The sequence below is a fragment of the Flavobacterium sp. CSZ genome, assembly GCF_015350725.1.
Taxonomy (GTDB): domain Bacteria; phylum Bacteroidota; class Bacteroidia; order Flavobacteriales; family Flavobacteriaceae; genus Flavobacterium.
The window spans coordinates 181056-200752 of sequence record NZ_JADKPQ010000011.1; the positions used below are offsets into that span (position 1 = coordinate 181056).

Genomic DNA, 19697 nt, shown 5'->3' on the forward strand with positions numbered 1-19697 from the left:
TCAAAAAATATAAATCATGAATATCAAAAAGCACATTCCTAATTTAATTACATTAATCAATTTGTTTTGTGGTTGTATAGCCGTAGTTTTTGTTTCACAAGGCGATTATTTAATGGCTTTTTATATGGTTTGTTTAGGAATCTTTTTTGATTTTTTTGATGGTTTTTTTGCCAGACTCTTCAAAGTTTCAAGTCCGCTTGGATTACAGTTAGATTCTTTGGCTGATATGGTAACCAGCGGAGTTGTACCGGGATACATCATGTATACAATGTTTTTAAAAAGCGCTAATCCTCATGAAGTGATTGGCTCAGTTTTTATTCCTTTCTTAGGATTTATTGTAACCTTGGGTTCTTGCTACAGATTAGCAAATTTTAATATCGACACTCGCCAGACAGATTCTTTTATTGGTTTGCCAACACCGGCAAATGCGCTGTTTATTTTAAGTCTTCCTTTAGTTTTAGAATATTCAGATTCTTTAGCCGTATTCGAAATCCTGACTAATCACTGGGTTTTGCTAGCAATAACATTATGTAGTGCTTATATTTTGAATGCCGAAATTCCTTTATTTGCTTTAAAAATCAAGAAATTTACTCTAAAAGATAATGTGCTTCAAATAGTATTTTTGTTGGTTTCGTTGCTTTTATTAGTAGGACTGCAATACATGGCAATTCCTTTAATTATCATTTTTTATGTATTATTATCAGTTGTTAATAATATGTTTTTGAAAAAGTAGCTGTATCTGAATGGCAAGAAAAACGACTACCCGAAGAACTTCTTATTCACGAAAATCGAAACCTCAGAAATCGTTTTTTGCAAGAGTAATTCGCTTTATTATTTATTCTTTTTTTGTGTTACTCTTTTTTTTTGCAGTTTATCATTATCGTGATGGACTGGCATATTATCTTGGTTTTAAATCAAATAAAGTTTTAGACGAAGATGCTGTAGATAAACATTTATCTGATGTTAGAAACATTAAAGTACTTGAAAATCATAAAGGAAAAGTAATAGGAATTGATGTATCTGAATTTCAGGGAAAAGTACAATGGGATGAAGTTGAGGTATTAGAAGAGAAATATCCTGTACAATTTGTTTTTGTTCGCGCAACTGCGGGCAATGACAGAGTTGACAGACAGTTTAGAAAAAATTGGGAAGGAGCAAAAGAGCATAAAATCATACGCGGAGCCTATCATTATTACCGCCCGAATGAAAACTCTATCGAGCAGGCCAATCTTTTTATTAAAACAGTAAAATTGCAAAAAGGTGATTTACCACCAGTTTTAGATATAGAGAGATTGCCAAAAAATCAACCTTTAGATAGTTTAAAAAAAGGATTGAAGCGTTGGCTCAATAAAGTAGAAGCCCATTATCAGGTGCGTCCTATAATTTATTCAGGCGAACGTTATTACAGTGATTTTTTGAAAGAAGAATTTGGAGAATATTTATTTTGGATAGCCAATTACAATTTCTACAGAGAAAAAATTGAAGACGATTGGCTTTTTTGGCAGTTTACAGAAAAAGCTTCTCTGCCTGGAATCAAACATCGGGTTGATGTAAATATTTATAACGGCGATTTAGAACAGCTGCAGTTTATTACGGTTGAATAAGTTTTCAGTCTCAGTCACAGTTTTCAGTGTGTTCTTGCTATGCTTTAATTTATTTCAATAAAAAAACCAGAGCAATTATTATCACCAGAGGTAATAGGAGTAGTACAGAATAAGGGTTAGCAAGGTTTAGTGTGTAACCCATCCATTCAATTCTTTTTGGAGGTAGTAACCTTTTGTCTTTCGGATTATAATAAAAGAAGCATAAATACCATTTTTTTGGATCTTTATGCCAATTGTCATAATCTTCCTGAGTTGGTTTTTCTGACTTCATTTTTAAATTAGTTTTCAGTCGCAGTTTTCAGTTTCAGTTTTCAGCATTCACTGAAACTAAAAACTGCGACTGTATACTTTTGTTAGAATTCAAGTTTCTTTTTACGAAGTTCAAAGTTTTGACCTAAGTAAACGCGACGAACCATTTCGTCCTCTACTAGTTCTTCCGGAACTCCCGCTTTCAAAATTCCACCTTCAAACATTAAGTATGTTTTATCTGTAATTGCTAATGTTTCCTGAACGTTGTGATCAGTGATTAGGATTCCGATATTTTTATTTTTTAACTGAGCAACAATTCTCTGAATGTCCTCAACCGCAACAGGGTCAACTCCTGCAAAAGGCTCATCGAGTAAAATAAACTTAGGGTCAGTTGCAAGAGCACGTGCAATTTCGGTACGACGACGTTCTCCTCCAGAAAGTAAATCTCCACGGTTGGTACGAATATGTTCTAAGCTAAATTCTTCGATTAAACTTTCCATTTTTGCAATTTGTTCTTCTTTAGAAAGTTTAGTCAATTGCAAAACACTCAAAATATTATCTTCAATACTTAATTTTCTAAAAACAGAAGCTTCTTGTGCTAAATAGCCAATTCCTTGTTGAGCGCGTTTGTACATCGGATAATCGGTAATATTCAAATCATCAAGATAAATGTTACCCTGATTTGGTTTTACCAATCCTACAATCATGTAGAAAGAAGTTGTTTTTCCTGCACCATTTGGTCCTAGAAGTCCAACGATTTCTCCTTGGTTTACTTCAACAGAAATTCCTTTTACTACGCTACGACCTTTATAGGTTTTGATTAAATTATCAGCTCTTAATTTCATTTTTAAAGTTTAATCGTTTAAACGTTAGAATCGTTTATTCGCTACAAATTAACGAATAAACGATTCAGCAAATAAATGTATTAACAATTATTTAGTTTCGGCTTCTTCTAAAGCTTCCCAAAATTCGTAAGCTCTGCGTAAATGAGGTACTACAATTGTTCCTCCAACAAGAGTTGCGATTCCCATTGCTTCCATCATTTCTTCCTTAGTTACGCCTTCTTTATGGCTGGTTTCTAAGTGATATTTTACGCAATCATCGCAACGTAAAACCGCCGATGCTACTAATCCTAAAAGTTCTTTTGTTTTTACATCAAGAGCTCCCGCTGCATATGCATTGGTGTCAAGATTAAAAATTCGCTTTACAATTTTGTTATTATCAGCGAGTAATTTTTCGTTCATTTTAGAACGATAGTCGTTAAACTCTTGTACGATATCAGACATTTTCTTTCAATTTATTTTTATAAACAATCCTCGAAATCAGGATACTCACTTCGTAGATAAGCAACATTGGTATTGCTACAATAGTCTGGCTTACTACGTCTGGAGGAGTTACAATTGCAGCTACAATTAAGATAATTACAACGGCATATTTCCAATATTTTCTTAAGAAATCAGGAGTTACTAATCCTAATTTAGTCAGGAAATATATAATGATGGGCAATTCAAAAAACAATCCGCTGGCAAGAATACTTGTCTTTACCATTCCCATATAAGAATCTAATGTAAATTGGTTTTTCACAACATCACTCACAGAGAACGTAGCTACGAAATTCACGGACATTGGTATTACAACAAAATACCCGAACAGTACTCCCAAAAAGAAAAGTAATGAAGAAGTGAAGATGAATACCTTGGCATTTTTTCTTTCTTTTTCGTATAAAGCAGGGCTTATAAACTTCCAGAGTTCCCATAAAATAAAAGGGAAACTTAATATGAAACCGGCTAAAAGACACATCCATACAAAAATATTTACCTGTCCTTCCATCTCTGTATTCTGAATAATGAAATTCAGTTCAGTAATACAAATGCTATCTGCGAATCCTAGTGCATGAGATAAATCGCAAAACCAGACATAAGTAAAAAAGGTAGGTCTTATTGGGCCTAAAATAATCTGATCAAATAAATAATCACTTATAAAATAAGTGAAAAAAGCCATAACGCATATTGCAATTGTGCTTCTAACTAATAACCATCTAAGTTCTTCAAGATGGTCTAAAAATGACATCTCGCCAAGGTTCTTTTTTGCCATTATACGATTCCTTCTTTTAAAATGTCATGTAAATGTAATACTCCTTTGTACTCTCCGTTATCTGAAACGATAAGCTGCGTTATCGAAAAATCTTCTAAAATATTTAAAGCATCAACTGCCATAGTTTCTGAAGATACTGATTTAGGATTTTTGGACATAATATCTCTTGCAGTTAAGTCAGCAATAGTATCTACGTCATTTAGCATTCTTCGGATGTCTCCATCGGTAATAATTCCTATTATTTTGTCATTTTCGATTACAGCTGTAACTCCCAATCGTTTTTCAGAGATCTCAAAAATAACTTTTTTAACTGACGTGTCCGGCGTAACCATTGGTTTTAACGAGTGTTCAATCATGTCTTTTACGCGAAGCAATAATTTTTTGCCTAAAGCTCCGCCTGGGTGATATACAGCAAAATCCTCAGGTTTAAAATCGCGCATTTCCATCAAACAAACTGCAAGAGCATCGCCCATAACAAGTTGTGCTGTGGTACTGTTTGTTGGCGCTAAATTTATTGGGCAAGCTTCCATTTCAACGGTTGTGTTCAAAACATAATCTGAACCTTTTGCTAGAAATGAAGTTACATTTCCTGTTATGGCAATTAAGGTATTTCCGAAGCGTTTTAATAATGGGACTAAAACTTTAATTTCAGGACTATTTCCGCTTTTAGAGATGCAAATAATAATGTCCTCGTTTTGTATCATACCCAAATCTCCGTGAATAGCTTCTGAGGCGTGCAGGAACATAGAAGGGGTTCCTGTAGAGTTAAAAGTGGCTACCATTTTTTGAGCAATGATCGCGCTTTTTCCGATGCCTGTAACGATCAATCGGCCTTTAGTTTCGTAAATACGTTGGACAGCTTCGTAAAAATTTTCGTCTAAAAAATCAATCAGCTTTGTAATTGCTTCACTTTCAGAGAGTATGGTTTTCTTGGCAATCGCCAATATATTTTCTTTTGTAATCAAAACAGGATATTTTAAATTTGTATGTATAAAAGAAAGTTGTATCTTTATGTGTTGCAAATTTATACAAAATATCCATTAATATAAAGAATGAATTCAAACGAAATTGAAATACACAAGGAATTAAAGAAGTATTTCGGCTTTAGCCAATTTAAGGGTTTGCAGGAGCAAGTCATTACGAGTATCTTAAACAAAAAGAATACCTTCGTGATCATGCCTACTGGCGGTGGAAAGTCTCTTTGTTATCAATTACCCGCTTTAATTCAGGACGGAACAGCTATCGTTGTTTCTCCCTTAATTGCTTTGATGAAAAATCAGGTTGATGCAATTCGAAGCCTTTCTTCTGAAAACGGAATTGCGCATGTGCTAAATTCCTCTCTTACCAAAACAGAAATCGCACAAGTAAAAAAAGACATCACTTCTGGCTTAACCAAACTTTTGTATGTAGCGCCGGAATCTTTAACCAAAGAAGAATATGTAGCTTTTTTACAAAGCGTGCCTATTTCGTTTGTTGCTATTGATGAAGCACATTGTATATCAGAATGGGGGCATGATTTTAGGCCTGAATACCGAAATCTGAAAAACATTATTAAACAATTAGGGCAAGTGCCCATCATTGGATTAACGGCAACTGCAACTCCAAAGGTTCAGGAGGATATTCTTAAAAACCTGGACATGTCTGATGCAAATACTTTTAAAGCATCGTTCAACAGACCTAACTTATACTACGAAGTTCGTACGAAAACTAAAAATATAGAATCGGATATCATTCGATTTATCAAACAACATAAAGGCAAATCCGGGATTATTTACTGCTTAAGCCGTAAAAAAGTAGAATCGATTGCCGAAGTTTTACAAGTAAACGGAATCAGCGCGGTTCCTTATCACGCAGGTTTAGATGCTAAAACACGAGCAAAACATCAGGATATGTTCTTGATGGAGGATGTAGATGTGGTTGTAGCAACAATTGCCTTCGGGATGGGAATTGATAAACCAGACGTTCGTTTTGTAATTCATCATGATATTCCAAAATCACTTGAAAGTTATTATCAGGAAACTGGTCGTGCCGGTCGTGATGGAGGAGAAGGGCATTGCCTTGCTTATTACTCTTATAAAGATGTAGAAAAGCTAGAGAAATTTATGTCCGGGAAACCAGTTGCCGAACAAGAAATAGGTTTTGCACTATTGCAGGAAGTGGTGGCTTACGCCGAAACCTCAATATCGCGCAGAAAATTCTTATTGCATTATTTTGGTGAAGAATTTGACGGCGAAACCGGTGAAGGTGCAGATATGGACGACAACGTTCGTAATCCTAAAACTAAAGTCGAAGCGAAAGATCAGGCTGTTAAATTGCTTGAAATTGTTCGTGATACCAAACATATATATAAGTCAAAAGAAATTGTCTTTACTTTAATAGGTAGAATTAATGCAGTTATCAAAGCACACAAAACAGATACGCAATCCTTTTTTGGTTCAGGATCAGACCATGACGAAAAATACTGGATGGCATTATTGCGACAAGTTCTTGTCGCTGGATATTTATCAAAAGATATTGAAACTTACGGAGTGGTAAAAATCACCAAAGAAGGTTTGAATTTTATTAAAAAACCAGTTTCATTTATGATGTCTGAAGATCATGAATACAATGAATCTGAAGATGAGGCAATTGTAACGGCAGCAAAATCATCAGGAACTGCTGATGAAGTTTTAATGGGAATGTTGCGAGAACTGCGTAAAAAAGTAGCCAAAAAATTGGGAGTTCCTCCGTTTGTTGTTTTTCAGGATCCTTCTCTTGAAGATATGGCTTTAAAATACCCAATTACTTTAACCGAATTATATAATATTCATGGTGTTGGTGAAGGAAAAGCCAAGAAATATGGTAATGACTTCGTAACTCTGATAAATCGTTATGTAGAGGATAATGATATTATTCGTCCAGACGATTTAGTGGTAAAATCTACCGGAGTAAATTCAGCCAATAAATTATATATTATCCAGAATATAGATCGAAAATTATCTCTAAATGATATTGCATCTGCAAAAGGACTTTCGATGGATGCTTTAATCAAAGAAATGGAGCAGATTGTTTACGCAGGTACAAAACTGAATATCAAATATTGGGTTGATGATATGCTTGACGACGATCAGCAGGAAGAAATTCACGATTATTTCATGGAATCAGAATCAGATAAAATCGAAGACGCTCTTAAAGAATTCGATGGCGATTATGATATTGATGAATTGCGTTTAATGCGTATTAAGTTTATTAGTGAGGTTGCGAATTAAAATATGTTATGAAGTTTTTGAAATTGTTTTTTGCTTTTATTGTTCTTGTATCTGTCAAATCATTTGCAACCGCTCAGGTTCCGGATTATTTAATCATTGATAAGGATACATTGCAAATACAATCAAATCCTTTAGAAAAATATTTTGAGACTAATCCTTTTCCCCAGAATTTAGTGCATAGTGTTTCCAGTGCAAATTGGCGTGGGTATATTGCGTATTTTAAATTCCTAGATGGTAAATTGGTTGTTGAAAACATCTATAAAGAAGATTACAAAGAAAATAGTAAAGGCGAAACAGATTTTTTTTTAACATCTATATATAAGGATGTGTTTGGAATGAAATCTAATTTTGAATGTGATTTTTATTCCGGTTTATTAATATGTCCATCAGGAAATATGATTCAATATGTCCATATGGGTTATAGTTCAGTTTATGAGAACTATAATCTTATAGAAATAAAGAATGGCGTCAATATTAAATCGAAAAAAATGACTGGAAAAGAATTTCAGAAATTTAAAATTGATTATTTTAAGTATTATAAGCAAACTGATGAGTATAAGCGTAAAGTTAAAGATTTTAAAGATGCAGCCCAAGGTGAAATAGGAGTATCAAATAGTGTGTTTTTGGTAGAGAATCCTGGTGTTGGAAGAGAAAATAAGTCTTTAAAGAAAAAAGAAGCTGAATTTAGAGCAGATAAGGAAATGGATTCTTTTATGTTTGCTTTTTTATCTGATTATATTAAAACAATAGAAATTCCAATTAATTAATATTTATGAAAAAAGTATCACCATCGTTAAAAATAGCTGTTTTAGCAGTGTTTTCGATTTTTATTTTTAGTTTTTCAATTGATAAAAAAGAGAATGACGCAAAGTTAGTTGGTATTTGGAAAGGTTTTGAAAAAGATGCCCAAATAGAGGGAGTTGAAAAGCATTGGATACAACAAAGATTTGCAGATGGTACTTATATGATAATGTTTACTGCGAAAGAAGATTGTGAAATTCAGACTTTTACTGAAAAGGGAAAGTGGTGGACAGAAAATGGTAAGTTTTATGAATCACCATCGAGTTCCAAAGATATAGACGTTTATACTTATCAGGTGAATGGTGAAGAATCTGTTGAGTTTAAAAGTGTTAAGTTGCTAGGAAAAGATAATAAAACTTATGCATTTAGTGATTATAGACTTGATTTGAAATAAAGAGCAGGGAAACAATATTTAAATTCCAAATTCCAAGTGCTAGTTTGGAATTTGGAATTTTTTGTTTGAAATTTCAACCAGTTTGGAATTTAAAAAATAGGAATTTTATTGCTCATATATTTCCCCACGATGCGGTTTCAAAGCATCTCTTACCTGAATCATATTTTCATCAGTTACTACCATAAAAGCGGTAGCATGCATATCGTTTACAATTTTAAAACCTGTAATATTTAGTGGAAGTTTTTCTATGGCGATATATTCTTTTAGATGAATTTCGTGATGTTCAGCTGTTTTTGCCGAAGCTGGGCCACGAAAATCCCAAATCAATTTTATTTTTCTAGACATTATTTTTTAAGATGCAAAGGTTGAGAGGTACAAAGGTACAAAGTCTATTTTACGAAGAAGCGAAAAGTTGCTACATAATTAACCCCAAAGTATGCTAAGATTTTTTTTAGGTATGGTTTTATAATTATATAAAGTCAGTTCAAAATGTTATTTTTGCATGTTCTTTTCATAAATAGAAAAGCTAATTGAATAAATAAAACAAAATGCCAAGAGAACTTTTACTTCAGGTAACGCCGGAAATAGCTGCAAACGAATTGTTGCTAAAAGAATATTTGTCTAAACAAATAAAGGTTTCTCCAAAGGAAATTCAGCATGTTTCTATTTTAAAACGCTCTATTGATGCGCGCCAAAAAGCGATAAAAATCAATCTGAAAGTGATTATCTATCTGCAAGGCGAATCTTTTCAGGAAACTAAAATAGAGTTACCTGTATATAAGGATGTTTCTTCGGCTCGGGAAGTAATTGTCGTTGGTGCAGGTCCTGCCGGGCTTTTTGCGGCTTTGCAGTTAATAGAATTAGGCTTAAAGCCAATAGTAATCGAACGCGGAAAGGATGTTCGTGGGCGTCGTCGTGATCTAAAAGCAATCAACGTAGATCATTTGGTAAACGAAGATTCTAATTACTGTTTTGGAGAAGGTGGAGCAGGAACCTATTCTGACGGAAAATTATATACACGTTCTAAAAAACGTGGCGATGTTACACGAATTTTAGAACTTTTGGTAGCTTTTGGAGCGTCAGAAGATATTTTGGTTGAAGCACATCCGCATATCGGAACAAATAAATTGCCTAAAATTATAGAAGATATCCGAAATAAAATCATCGAGTTTGGTGGTCAGGTTTTATTTGATACACGAGTAACTGATATTTTGGTAAAGAATAATGAAGTTGAAGGAATCGTTACTCAAAATGGTGACAAGATTCTGGCTAATAAATTGATCTTAGCAACCGGACATTCGGCGCGTGATATCTTTGAATTATTAGATAAAAAGAAAATTTTTATAGAAGCGAAACCATTTGCTTTGGGAGTTCGTGCAGAACATTCACAAGAGCTAATTGATAGTATTCAATATAGTTGTGATTATCGTGGCGAAAATTTGCCTCCCGCACCGTATTCTATTGTAAAACAAGTAAACGGACGCGGAATGTACTCATTTTGTATGTGTCCTGGAGGTGTAATTGCACCTTGTGCTACAAGTCCGGGCGAAGTGGTTACAAACGGCTGGTCGCCATCTAAACGTGATCAGCTTACAGCAAATTCAGGAATTGTAATCGAATTGAAATTGGAAGATTTTAAGCCTTTTGCAAAATTTGGTGCTTTGGCCGGAATGGAATTTCAAAAAAGTATCGAGCAAAAAGCTTGGCATTTGGCAGGGGAAACTCAAAAAGTTCCTGCGCAGCGAATGATCGATTTTACTCAAAATAAAGTTTCGGCAGATATTCCTAAAACATCTTATGTACCGGGAACAACTTCGGTAGAAATGGGACAGGTATTTCCCGGATTTTTATCGCAGATTTTACGCGAAGGATTTAAAGAATTCGGAAAATCGATGCGTGGTTATTTGACCAATGAAGCTATTTTGCATGCACCGGAAAGCAGAACTTCCTCTCCGGTTCGTATTCCGAGAGATCCAATTACTTATGAGCATTTACAAATAAAAGGTTTATATCCGTGTGGAGAAGGAGCAGGTTATGCGGGCGGAATTATATCGGCCGCGATTGATGGCGAAAAATGTGCTTTGATGATTGCTGAAACTTTAAAATAATATATCATATGAAAGACTTCTTTTCTAATTTATTTGGTCGAAATAACGATCCAAAATCGATTGTTTCTTTTGATGTTCTTGATGCTATTTATACTTATTTATATAATGGGAATAATAAGTTGGAATTTAAAATAAAAGGAATTCATGATACTGTTTTAGTGAATTTATATTCATTTCCAGGTTCATTTAATTATGATGAAGCGCAAAATGAAATTAAGAAGGCGGGTTTTAAAAACGCCTACGAAGTTTTAAACGAAATCTATAAAAAGATCAATATCGGGCCAGTTTCAGAAGAGCAAATGCTTCAGGAATTAGAATACGATTATATTCATATTCAGTTTTATACAGAGCCAACGCCAGAAGCTAAAAAGTACCTGAAACATGTTTTGCATAATTTCGTTGTCTTTTTTTGTTGTACGAATAGTTTAGAAACTAATGATTTTAGAATGCTCTATAATAATAGTTTTTTTCTAGATTACACAAAAGGAATATTAGATACGGAATCTATAGATATAAAGGATCCAAAAAACGATACTCAGAAAATAGGTTTTAAAGAGTTTGAGAAGGTTTTGCAGGGGATATGCGAATATGTGAAAATTGAATTACCCAAAGAAATTGAACTTCCTTCGGCAGAAAGTTTATTACCTGAAGAAGTTGAAGTTACACAGGAAACTTTTGAAGAGTTTATAAAATTGGTTTCGAGAGGAGATGTAGATGAAAAATTGGTTCAAAAGCAATCTAAGAAACTTTTAAAGAATTTTAAAAAAGGTCATACAGAATATCATGATATCGTGAAAGGGCAATGGGATTTTTTCGAAAGTATCGATGCCTGGAACAGTGACTGGAAATTTGATCCTGAAGATGCAGAATATTTTATCTCAGAAATGATTGGCGAAGATCTTAATTTCGATTATCCCGAAGAAACCTATAGCCATGATTTGTTTCCTTACATTCAATCGGCTTTAGAAAAAAGAGGTTTTGAATTAATGAGTTACGATACTCACGGAGATAATTATTTGTTTTTTGTGGCGAATAAAAATGATGTTGCCAGAATTTTACAATTGTCTGAATTGACGAAAATTGAGGTGGATAGTTTGTGATTAATCGCCACAAATTCAAGATTTTTTTTTGCAGACCATTGCAAAGTATTACCTACAATCTTGTCGTCCCGAACGAGGGATCTGTTAGTAGTTCTACAAAGATTAGTGATTGTGATTGCGGAGTTTCTTATGGAGATCCCTCGTTCCTCTTGATGACAAGATTGTACTGAAAACCGAGACTGAGAGCTTACGTGGCACGCCCAGATTATTATTATTATTATTATTTATTTTAGCAAATTGATTTTAAATCCAGATACAAATAAATCTGCGTGCATCAGCTTAAATCTTTTTTAGAATCTGCGTGAAAAATAATTCGTGGCAAAAAATTACGGAATCAATATTATTTTTCCGGTACTTTTTCGGCTTTCGAGATAATCGTGGGCTAGTTTGCCTTCGGATAATTTGAAAGAGGTGGGTTCTGAAAGTTTAATTTTCCCTTCGATTATCCAGGTAAATAATTGGCTAGCTCTTTTTATTCGTTCTTCTTTAGAATTTAAATAACTCCATAAATCACCTCCGGTTAAAGTTTTTGAAGTGTCCATTAGCATTCTTGGGTCTACAGGCGCGGGATCGCCACCCGCCATCCCAAAGAAGACGACTTGTCCGCATTCTTTGGTGACTTCGAAACTATCTTTTAGAGTGCTTCCAATGCTATCGTAAACGACATCAACGCCTTTTGGAATCGTTTTAAAAATAGCCGATTTCCAATCTTCATTATATAGAAAAACGTGATCAGCACCTTGTTCGATGGCTACTTTTGCTTTGTCTGCAGAGGAAGTTAAACCAATAACATTTACGCCTAATAATTTGCTGATTTGTGTTAGAAACTGACCAACTCCGCCCGCAACAGCGTGAATTAAAACCGTTTCGCCTTTCGCGGTTTTATGACTATCAGTTGCCAGATAATGCGCCGTTAAACCTTGCAATAGGATAGAAGCGGCGGTCTCGAAAGAAATGGCTTCGGGCAGCGGCAAAACATGGTTGGTATTCACAGCAACCAATTCTGCATTGGCAAAAGGCGCATCGGCGAAAGCCACGCGATCTCCAATTTTATATTCGGAGTGATTGTTGGCGTCGACTACAATTCCTGCTCCTTCGTAGCCAGCAATAAATGGCGGATTTCCTTTCAGGTGATAATTTCCTTTTCGTCTGTAAACATCGGCAAAATTTAATCCGATGGCTTTCATTTCGACTAAAATTTGATCACTTTTTAATTCCGGATTGGGGATTTCGATATATTTTAAAACATCTGAATCTCCGAAAGAAGAGAAGGTAAGTGCTTTCATTTTTAGGTATTTTAAGAAAACAAATTAAGTAAAATTGAAAATTATGTTTGTCAGCAGGTATTGAATTTAGTTTTAAGACACAATCTTATTTTTGATGTTATTTATGGTTAAGAGTTATTTTTTCAGCATAAAAGCCACCACAAAGTAAAATAATTCAACTTTCCATCTTTAAAATAAAATAGAAAAGCATCGTCATTTAATTCTTTTAAATAAAATCTAAATCTTACTACGTTTAGATTTTCGGTAGTTTCCATTTCTGAATTCGGAAATTTGTGTCTGAATTCATTTAGTGTAGTGTTTTTGTTCAGTGTTATATTATGTGAAATAATTTTAAAAGAATTATTATCAGCGAAACCAGTATCAAATAATACAATATGTTTATTGGTGGCAAACTCAATATTTTTACTATATATGGTTGTTATTTCGCCATTGAATTTGCTAAATATCCCTGTTTCTCGATCTTCCTTCCCGTAAGTTTTAATCATCCATTCTGTGTCTATCCAATCAAACGGACTTCCGCATTCCCAAATCTGTGTTTTTGTAGAATCAATGTGAGTATAAATCGATTCAAATTCTGCTTTAGACAATATTACTTTATGACCATTGATTAAGACGTTTTTGATTGTAATAAATTTTGAATCATAAATAGACTTATTGCTCAATCTTGTTTTTGCTGTTGATGGGCTGACGCTCTGTTTATTAATTGATTTTTTGGATCCTTTTGCTTTCTCATTATGATTATTACAAGCTACTAATGCTGTAAAAAGCAATAAAAATAAATACTTTTTCATTTGTTTAATGATTTTTTTTGGCTTTTGAATCTAGAAACTCACCAGATAGGATCTATATTATATCTTAGGAAATTTCATTTCGTTGAAAGTACTTTTTTGAGCAGCAAGTTTTTCGATATCCTGCCATTTTCTTGGGGATTCTACGGATAAATTTTCGTACGAGTCTTTTGTGATGGCGATATCATCTTCAATACGAACACCAATATTCCACCATTTTTTATCGCATTTGCTATTTGCCGGAATATAGATTCCGGGTTCAACGGTAAGTACCATATTTTCTTTTAGAATGCCGGCGTAATTTCCTTTGTCATGAACATCTAAACCCAGAAAGTGCGAGCAACTGTGCGGATAATATATTCGGGCATCTTTAGGATCTGTAATAATTCCAAGTTTGAGTAATCCTGCCGCAATTACTTCTCTGGATTTTTGGTTTAAATCCTGAAATGGAGTTCCTGGTTTGGCGATTTTAAAAACTTCTTCCTGGGCTTCGTAAACCAATTGGTAGATGGCTTTTTGCTCCTCGGTAAATTTTCCGTTTGCCGGAATTGTTCTGGTGACATCGGCAGAATAACCGTGATATTCAGAACCTGCATCCATCAATAATAATTGATTGTCGATTTTTGTAGCGTTGTTTTCTCCGTAATGCAGGATGCATCCGTTTGCTCCGGCGCCTACAATTGGCGGGTAGCCTTCGCCTTCGGCACCGTAATGTTTGTGCACGTACGCGTGAATTCCGTCGGCTTCGTTTTCGCTCATATTGGGTCCAATGGCTTTCATGACTTCGTTGTGTGCAATGCAGGAAAGTTTGATCGATTTACGAAGCAAATTCATTTCTTCGGGAGTTTTTATTTCGCGAAGCGTGTTTGTAATGTTTGTAAAAAGATCTATTGATGAGGCTTCATTTTCTTTTGAGATGGCAGCTTTGGTTTTAAAACTTTCCAATAAGCTATAAAGATCAAATCCGCTTTTGTCATTGCCAATATCTGTTGGGATTTTATCGTAAATGATCTTGTCGAATTTTTTAAAATCGATTTCAAAATCTTTAAAATCTTTTCCGTTATAAACCGCTGTAAAACCTAGTTTAGATTTTGCGCCTTCGGTTCCAAGGCGTCTTCCGGTCCAGGTTTCCTTGCTGGCATTTCTTTCTCTCACAAAAAGAATTTCATTGTATTTTTCGGTTCCCTGAACATCTTTAAAAAGTAATAAAACAGCATCGGGTTCTTTATATCCTGATAAATAATACAAATCAGGGTTTTGGTGGAAATTATAATTAATGTCTTTTGAAAAAACTCTTTCGGGATAAGAGAAAATTAATGCCACAGAATTTGCCGGCATGAGATTTCTAAAGGCTTCCCTACGGTCTTTATGAAATTCTTTTGAGAGATAATCTGTCGGTAAATTCTCCTGAGAATGTATTTGAAAAAATGTAAAGAATAAGGCAAAGAAGAAAAATAATTGCTTCATTATGTGCTTTTTAATTGGTTTGTGGCTGCAAATTACAAAAAATATGAATGGATTTTATAAAAAGAGTTAGCTACTAATTTTACGAATTTTTACGAACCATAATGAGGATAACAAAAAGAAAAAATTAGTGCTAATTCGTGAAATTAGTTCATCTGTTCGCTATCGGCTCATGTCGTGGCAAAAAAAAATCATAAAAAAACCGTCCATGAAAATGGACGGCAACTATTATTAACCAATATAAATGAGAATTATTTCTTTTTTAATTTGTCTTTAAAGACTTTTTCGAATTTTTCTATTTTAGGCTGAATCACCATTTTACAATACGGCTGGTTCTTGTTGTTTGCATAATAATTCTGATGATAATCTTCGGCTTTGTAAAACACTTTAAAAGGCTCGACTTTGGTCACAATCGGGCTGTTGTATACTTTTGCTTTGTTTAATTCTGCAATAATACTTTCAGCAGCATTTTTTTGTTCAGCGTTTTTATAAAAAATTACAGAGCGATATTGGGTTCCAACATCGGCGCCCTGACGATTTAATGTTGTTGGATCATGAACCGTAAAGAAAACCTGAAAAATTTCATTGATATCTGTTTTGGTTTTGTCATAAGTTATCTGTACTACTTCGGCGTGACCGGTTGTTCCTGTGCAAACTTCTTCATAAGTTGGATTGGCTACTTTTCCTCCTGAGAAACCCGAAACTACCGATTTTACTCCGTCTAAATTTTCATAAACGGCTTCAACACACCAGTAACAACCTCCACCGATGGTAATAGTTTCAAGGTTCGAAGAGCTTTTTGTTTTGATATTTTGTGCAAATCCATTCAGGGATAATGCAAAAATGGCAATCAGAAATATATTTTTCATCGTTGTTTTATTTAGAATCAGGAACAAAGTCAAGTGCGATCGAATTCATGCAATAACGTTTTCCGGTTGGCTCAGGTCCGTCATCAAATAAATGGCCTAAATGTCCGCCGCAACGTCCGCAAAGCGCTTCGATTCTTTCCATCCCCAGAGAATTATCATTTTTATATACTACGCTTTTTTTGTTGTCTTGTTCAAAAAAGCTTGGCCATCCGCAGCTGCTGGCAAATTTAGCACCGGAACGGAAAAGTAAGTTGCCGCATGAAGCGCAATAATACGTTCCTTTCTCGTCTGTATTCCAGTATTTTCCGGTAAAAGGTCTTTCGGTATCTGCATTGCGCATTACATCATAAACATCTTCGGGTAATACCTTTTTCCACTCAGCATTCGTGACATTAAGTTTGGTGGTATCTGTATTCGAATAATAAGGATTTCCGGGTTTGCTGATTTTGTTTTCCATAACTACTGTGTTGGTATTTTGTTTTTTTGCGCTTTGTCCGCATGCCTGTAAAATAAAAAGCGGAATTAAAAAGCAAAGGCTGAAGATTTGGGTTTTTGTTTTCATTGTTTTTGAGTGCTTTATTCTGTGATTTCAAAGATACAACTAGATTTCGCCCTGAAATCCTGTGTATTGTACAATTGAGATTTTTTTAAGTATGTTTTAACTTTTATTATGTACGTAAAACATTCCGTTTTAGTTTTTAGGGCTTATTTTTAAAGGATTTTTGCGATTGAATGATGTGTATTTTATTGTGAATCAGTTTTTTGTAAAATATTCAGCTCGTTAAACTTTTCACAATCTCTGTCAGGATTTTCAAGCCATTTCTTTTTTCGTATTTTTGTTTGATCAATAAGCCCTATGATAGAAGAAAACGTAATATTAGTAAACCAAAACGATGAGCAAATTGGCTTAATGCCAAAATTAGAAGCACATGAAAAAGCAGTTCTGCATCGCGCTTTTTCGGTTTTTATTTTAAATGATAAAAACCAAATTATGCTACAGCAGCGTGCTCATCACAAATATCACTCGCCTTTACTCTGGACCAATACATGTTGTAGTCATCAGCGTGAGGGAGAAACGAATGTTGATGCCGGAGGCAGAAGATTGTTTGAAGAAATGGGTTTTAAAGCCGAATTGAAAGAACTCTTTCATTTTATTTACAAAGCTCCTTTTGATAATGGTTTAACAGAGCATGAACTAGATCATGTTATGATTGGCTATTATAACGATAATCCGGCCATCAATCCTGAAGAAGTTGAAGACTGGAAATGGATGAAGATCGAAGATGTAAAAGCAGATATCCAGAAACAACCTGAGATTTATACAGTTTGGTTTAAAATAATTTTTGATGAATTTGATCATTATTTAGAAGATCATAAGCTATAACCCAGACTAACCAACCCCCAAATGAGAGTAACCATATCAAGAAAAGCGCATTTTAATGCTGCACATCGATTGCACAGAAAAGATTGGACATCTGAAAAAAACAACGCTGTTTTTGGAAAATGTAATAATCCCAATTTTCATGGTCATAATTATGGTTTAACAGTAAGTGTTAAAGGAAAAATTGACCCGGAAACTGGTTTTGTTTTAGATGTGAAAGTATTAGCGGATATTATACTGGAAGAAGTAGAAATTCCGTTTGATCACAAAAACCTGAATCTGGATGTTCCGGAATTTCAGGATTTGAATCCAACTGCTGAAAATATTGCCGTTGTGATATGGAATAAAATTAGAAAAAGAATTCAGCCCGATTTTGAACTAGAAATCGTTTTGAATGAAACGGACCGCAATTTTGTAACTTATAAAGGAGAATAATAAATGTCATTAAAAATAGGAGATATAGTTCCGAATTTTACTGCAAAAGATAGTCATGGAGAAGTTTTTGAAAGCCAAAGTGTTTTGGGTCGAAAGCCTCTTGTGATTTATTTTTACCCAAAAGATAATACACCTGGATGTACTACTGAAGCTTGTAGCTTTAGAGATCAGTACGAAGATTTTAAAGATCTTGGTGCTGAGGTTATTGGTATAAGCAGCGATAGTGTAAAATCACATCATAAATTTGCCAATAAACATCAATTGCCTTTTATACTCTTGTCTGATCAGGATAAAAAACTGCGACACCTTTTCGGGGTACGCGATACCTTATTTGGTCTTTTACCAGGAAGAGTAACCTATGTTATTGATAGAAATGGTGTTGTTATTTTGATTTTTGATAGTATGAATGCGGGAAAACACATTCCAAAAGCACTTGAAACTGTCAAAGAATTAGTCTTATAGAAGTAAAAATAATCTCAGTCCGATATTAAATTAATAAAAATAGTAGCCCTAAAAAATGAACCTAAAATCATACCCTTTACAATTTGAGCCCATTTTAAAAGATAGAATCTGGGGAGGAGAGAAGTTGAAAAGAATTTTAAACAAACCAATCGTTTCTAAAATTACCGGTGAAAGCTGGGAACTATCAACCGTAGAAGGCGATATTAGTGTTGTTGCTAACGGAGTTTTGAAAGGAAAATCATTGATGGAACTTATTGATGAAATGCCAAATGAAATTCTGGGAACAAAAGTGTATGAACGATTTGGAAAACAGTTTCCGTTGCTTTTTAAATATTTAGATGCCCGCGAAGACCTTTCGATACAAGTACATCCAAACGATAAATTGGCAAAAGAACGCCATAACTCTTTTGGTAAAACCGAAATGTGGTATGTAATGCAGGCTGATGCCGATGCGAGAATCATCGTTGGTTTTAAAGAAGATTCAAGCAAAGAGGAATATCTGAAACATTTAGAGGATAAAACATTAGTATCGATTTTAGATGACGTAAAAGCAAAATCGGGAGATGTTTTCTTTCTTGAAACCGGAACTGTTCATGCCATTGGTGCAGGATTAGTAGTAGCCGAAATTCAGCAAACATCTGATATTACTTATCGTTTGTATGATTTTGATCGAAAAGATGCTCAGGGAAATACAAGAGAGCTTCATGTAGATCTAGCGCTTGATGCTATCAACTATAATAAGGTACATACACAAAAGAAATATGAGACAAAAGTCAATACATCAAATGTAGTGGTTGATTGTCCTTATTTTACCACCAATTTTATTGCGTTAGAAAATAAAGTTGAAGTTGCTAAATCAGGAGAAACTTTTACCGTTTATATGTGTATCGAAGGAAGTTTTAAAATTGAATTTGAAGGATTCAGGCAAACCTATATAAAAGGAGATACCGTTTTGGTTCCCGCTGAGATAAATGCATTTATTTTAAGCGGAAAAGCTTCTATTTTAGAAATTTACATTTCATAGCACTTAATAGAAAGATTATATGTACTTTTGCAGTCGCAAATTAAAATAAAATAAAAATGGCAAACGTTAAAAATTTAAAAAAAGACATCAACTTCGTATTAGGAGATATTATTGAGGCAATTTACTTATTCGAAATGTCTACAACAGGAAATCCAACTCCGGAAACGAATGCTTTGATCGATCAGGCTATCGCAGCTTTTGATACTTTGATCACAAAAGTGAATGCTAAGAACGTTGAAAACAAAAAAGCACACTTCAAACAAATCAATGTTGAATTGGAAGAAACTGCTAATCAATTGATTGCTAAAATCAACGAATTGTAAGCAAAAAAAGTATAAAAAAAGTGCAAATTTATTTTGGTAAAACGAAAAACCGCTTTATATTTGCACC

The 19697-nt window shown here is 34.2% G+C and carries 23 protein-coding genes; 12 read left to right on the forward strand and 11 right to left on the reverse strand.

Going from position 1 to position 19697, the window contains the following annotated elements; all coding sequences use genetic code 11:
• Positions 1–16: 16 nt before the first annotated feature.
• Both IRZ78_RS14525 and IRZ78_RS14530 read left to right on the forward strand, forming a co-directional pair.
• Positions 17–733 carry a CDP-alcohol phosphatidyltransferase family protein gene (locus IRZ78_RS14525; protein ID WP_194617220.1) on the forward strand — a complete coding sequence of 239 codons (717 nt, stop codon included), beginning with the start codon at positions 17–19 and terminating at the stop codon, positions 731–733.
• A 10-nt stretch (positions 734–743) separates the two neighbouring features.
• Positions 744–1604 (forward strand): glycoside hydrolase family 25 protein, encoded by an 861-nt coding sequence (locus IRZ78_RS14530; protein ID WP_194617221.1) that lies wholly within the window; start codon positions 744–746, stop codon positions 1602–1604.
• A 49-nt stretch (positions 1605–1653) separates the two neighbouring features.
• Here IRZ78_RS14530 and IRZ78_RS14535 read toward each other — a convergent pair whose 3' ends face one another.
• The 5 genes from IRZ78_RS14535 to IRZ78_RS14555 all read right to left on the reverse strand — a co-directional run bounded on the left by IRZ78_RS14535 (position 1654) and on the right by IRZ78_RS14555 (position 4912).
• Positions 1654–1875, reverse strand: a complete 222-nt coding sequence (locus IRZ78_RS14535) for a DUF5808 domain-containing protein (RefSeq protein WP_194617222.1) — start codon at positions 1873–1875, stop codon at positions 1654–1656.
• Positions 1876–1957: 82 nt separating this feature from the next.
• Positions 1958–2698: an LPS export ABC transporter ATP-binding protein gene (gene lptB / locus IRZ78_RS14540; protein WP_029272155.1), complete on the reverse strand. Its 741-nt coding sequence runs from the start codon at positions 2696–2698 to the stop codon at positions 1958–1960.
• 87 nt (positions 2699–2785) lie between these two features.
• Positions 2786–3139, reverse strand: coding sequence for a carboxymuconolactone decarboxylase family protein (locus IRZ78_RS14545; RefSeq protein WP_065450930.1), 354 nt, complete (start codon positions 3137–3139; stop codon positions 2786–2788).
• Positions 3132–3947 carry a twin-arginine translocase subunit TatC gene (gene tatC / locus IRZ78_RS14550; protein ID WP_194617223.1) on the reverse strand — a complete coding sequence of 272 codons (816 nt, stop codon included), beginning with the start codon at positions 3945–3947 and terminating at the stop codon, positions 3132–3134. The genes IRZ78_RS14545 and tatC overlap by 8 nt, the downstream gene beginning before the upstream one ends.
• Complete coding sequence (locus tag IRZ78_RS14555; RefSeq protein ID WP_194617224.1) at positions 3947–4912, reverse strand: KpsF/GutQ family sugar-phosphate isomerase; 966 nt, start codon at positions 4910–4912, stop codon at positions 3947–3949. Before IRZ78_RS14555 ends, tatC begins: the two co-directional genes overlap by 1 nt.
• 87 nt (positions 4913–4999) lie before the next feature.
• On the opposite strand from IRZ78_RS14555, the gene recQ reads away from it, so the two are divergent.
• The 3 genes from recQ to IRZ78_RS14570 are packed head-to-tail and all read left to right on the forward strand — an operon-like array spanning position 5000 to position 8390.
• Positions 5000–7195 carry a DNA helicase RecQ gene (gene recQ / locus IRZ78_RS14560; RefSeq protein ID WP_194617225.1) on the forward strand — a complete coding sequence of 732 codons (2196 nt, stop codon included), beginning with the start codon at positions 5000–5002 and terminating at the stop codon, positions 7193–7195.
• Between the two features lie 8 nt (positions 7196–7203).
• The gene (locus IRZ78_RS14565) at positions 7204–7962 is read left to right on the forward strand and encodes a hypothetical protein (RefSeq protein WP_194617226.1); all 759 of its coding nucleotides are present in this window, start codon (positions 7204–7206) and stop codon (positions 7960–7962) included.
• Between the two features lie 5 nt (positions 7963–7967).
• On the forward strand, positions 7968–8390 hold the full coding sequence (locus IRZ78_RS14570; RefSeq protein ID WP_194617227.1) for a hypothetical protein: 423 nt from the start codon (positions 7968–7970) through the stop codon (positions 8388–8390).
• 105 nt (positions 8391–8495) lie between these two features.
• Here IRZ78_RS14570 and IRZ78_RS14575 read toward each other — a convergent pair whose 3' ends face one another.
• Positions 8496–8735, reverse strand: coding sequence for a hypothetical protein (locus tag IRZ78_RS14575; protein ID WP_194617228.1), 240 nt, complete (start codon positions 8733–8735; stop codon positions 8496–8498).
• 203 nt (positions 8736–8938) lie between these two features.
• Between IRZ78_RS14575 and IRZ78_RS14580 the strand changes: the two genes are divergently transcribed.
• The gene (locus IRZ78_RS14580; protein ID WP_194617229.1) at positions 8939–10498 is read left to right on the forward strand and encodes an FAD-dependent protein; all 1560 of its coding nucleotides are present in this window, start codon (positions 8939–8941) and stop codon (positions 10496–10498) included.
• Between the two features lie 8 nt (positions 10499–10506).
• Complete coding sequence (locus IRZ78_RS14585) at positions 10507–11598, forward strand: hypothetical protein (protein ID WP_194617230.1); 1092 nt, start codon at positions 10507–10509, stop codon at positions 11596–11598.
• Between the two features lie 326 nt (positions 11599–11924).
• On the opposite strand, the gene IRZ78_RS14590 is transcribed toward IRZ78_RS14585, so the two are convergent.
• The 5 genes from IRZ78_RS14590 to msrB form a co-directional block, all read right to left on the reverse strand.
• The gene (locus IRZ78_RS14590; RefSeq protein ID WP_194617231.1) at positions 11925–12884 is read right to left on the reverse strand and encodes a quinone oxidoreductase; all 960 of its coding nucleotides are present in this window, start codon (positions 12882–12884) and stop codon (positions 11925–11927) included.
• A gap of 122 nt (positions 12885–13006) precedes the next feature.
• Positions 13007–13675 (reverse strand): hypothetical protein, encoded by a 669-nt coding sequence (locus tag IRZ78_RS14595; RefSeq protein ID WP_194617232.1) that lies wholly within the window; start codon positions 13673–13675, stop codon positions 13007–13009.
• 57 nt (positions 13676–13732) lie between these two features.
• Positions 13733–15139: an aminopeptidase P N-terminal domain-containing protein gene (locus IRZ78_RS14600; protein ID WP_194617233.1), complete on the reverse strand. Its 1407-nt coding sequence runs from the start codon at positions 15137–15139 to the stop codon at positions 13733–13735.
• Positions 15140–15387: 248 nt separating this feature from the next.
• A complete protein-coding gene (gene msrA / locus IRZ78_RS14605) occupies positions 15388–16005 on the reverse strand; it encodes a peptide-methionine (S)-S-oxide reductase MsrA (protein ID WP_194617234.1) in 618 nt (205 codons plus the stop codon).
• Positions 16006–16012: 7 nt separating this feature from the next.
• Positions 16013–16567, reverse strand: coding sequence for a peptide-methionine (R)-S-oxide reductase MsrB (gene msrB, locus IRZ78_RS14610; protein ID WP_194617235.1), 555 nt, complete (start codon positions 16565–16567; stop codon positions 16013–16015).
• 294 nt (positions 16568–16861) lie between these two features.
• On the opposite strand from msrB, the gene idi reads away from it, so the two are divergent.
• Genes idi through IRZ78_RS14635 form a run of 5 tightly spaced genes read left to right on the forward strand, consistent with a single transcriptional unit; the run spans position 16862 to position 19630 of the window.
• Entirely contained in the window at positions 16862–17389 is a 528-nt protein-coding gene (idi, locus tag IRZ78_RS14615; RefSeq protein ID WP_194617236.1) for an isopentenyl-diphosphate Delta-isomerase, read from the forward strand.
• A 21-nt stretch (positions 17390–17410) separates the two neighbouring features.
• On the forward strand, positions 17411–17821 hold the full coding sequence (locus tag IRZ78_RS14620; RefSeq protein ID WP_194617237.1) for a 6-carboxytetrahydropterin synthase: 411 nt from the start codon (positions 17411–17413) through the stop codon (positions 17819–17821).
• Between the two features lie 3 nt (positions 17822–17824).
• Complete coding sequence (locus IRZ78_RS14625) at positions 17825–18283, forward strand: peroxiredoxin (protein ID WP_194617238.1); 459 nt, start codon at positions 17825–17827, stop codon at positions 18281–18283.
• 55 nt (positions 18284–18338) lie between these two features.
• Complete coding sequence (locus IRZ78_RS14630; protein WP_194617239.1) at positions 18339–19307, forward strand: type I phosphomannose isomerase catalytic subunit; 969 nt, start codon at positions 18339–18341, stop codon at positions 19305–19307.
• 56 nt (positions 19308–19363) lie between these two features.
• Entirely contained in the window at positions 19364–19630 is a 267-nt protein-coding gene (locus IRZ78_RS14635) for a hypothetical protein (protein ID WP_026982865.1), read from the forward strand.
• Positions 19631–19697: the final 67 nt, after the last annotated feature.